The 1153-nt window shown below is 75.7% G+C and carries 1 protein-coding gene and 1 pseudogene; both read right to left on the bottom strand.

Going from position 1 to position 1153, the window contains the following annotated elements:
- Positions 1-330, bottom strand: a pseudogene (locus GT030_RS03935) (ABC transporter permease); the annotation flags it as partial.
- A gap of 2 nt (positions 331-332) precedes the next feature.
- On the bottom strand, positions 333-1153 hold an 821-nt coding region (locus tag GT030_RS03930), incomplete at its 5' end, for an ATP-binding cassette domain-containing protein (protein WP_161199854.1).

Raw genomic sequence — 1153 nt, 5'->3', positions numbered from 1 at the left:
CGGCAGCCCCACCGCGAGCACCGGCAGCGCGACGGCGACGGCCTTCGCGGCGAACCACCGCGTCCGGTCCGGCACCGCGGCGAGCGTCAGCCGCAGCGCACCGCCCCGGTACTCGCCGGCCACCGCCAGCGCGCCGAAAACCACGGCGGCGACCTGGCCGAGGCTGACGCCGGAGAACACCGAGTACAGCGGGTCGGACCGGTCGGCCTGGGCTGCGGTGACCGCCGGGAACGCCACGGTGACGACGAGCAGCGCCGCCAGCGCGCCGAGCAGCGACCGCAGCGTCCGGATCTTGATCCACTCGGCGTGCAGTAGGGGAAGGAACGGCATGGTCAGACCTCCTGCGGCTGTGCGGTGAACTCGGCCTCGCCGGCCGTCAGATCGAGGTACGCCTCCTCCAGGCTCGCCTCCTCGGCGGCGAGTTCGAGCACGGGCAGCCCCTCCCCCGCCAGCAGCCGCCCGAGTTCTTCCACGCGCGCGTGCCGTACGGTCCAGGTGCCGTCCGCCGCCCGTTCCCCCTCGTGCCCGTGCCTGGCGAGGAGCACCCCGAGCGCGCCGGCGTCGGTGCTGCGGACCCGGACCCGGGGGCGCACGCGGGCGTCGATGAAGTCCCGTACCGGGGTGTCGGCGAGGAGGCGGCCCCGGCCGAGGACGACGAGGTGGTCCGCGAAGGCGGCCGTCTCCCCCATCAGATGGCTGGACACCAGGACCGTACGGCCCTGGGCCGCGAGCCCGCGCAGCAGCGTGCGGACCCAGACGATGCCCTCGGGGTCGAGACCGTTGGCGGGTTCGTCGAGCAGGATCACCTCGGGGTCGCCGAGCAGCGCGGCGGCGATGCCGAGGCGCTGGCGCATGCCGAGGGAAAAGGTGCGCACCCGGCGCCGGGCCACCGAGGCGAGGCCGGTCCGCTCCAGCACCTCGCCGACGCGGGTGACGGGGAGGCGGTTGCTCACGGCGAGGGCCAGCAGGTGGTCGTGGGCGGTGCGGGAACCGTGGGCGGCGCGGGCGTCGAGCAGGGCGCCCACCCGGCGCAGCGGGTCGCGGAGTTCGGCGTAGGGCCGGCCGTCGAGGGTGGCGGTGCCGGAGGTGGGGCGGTCAAGGCCGAGGACGAGGCGCATGGTGGTGGACTTGCCCGCGCCGTTGGGGCCGAGGA

The sequence above is a fragment of the Streptomyces sp. SID1328 genome, from assembly GCF_009865595.1.
GTDB classification, from domain to species: Bacteria; Actinomycetota; Actinomycetes; order Streptomycetales; family Streptomycetaceae; genus Streptomyces; species Streptomyces griseoluteus.
The sequence above is the reverse complement of the archived record's forward strand: the minus strand, read 5'-3'. Positions and strand labels throughout refer to the sequence as shown.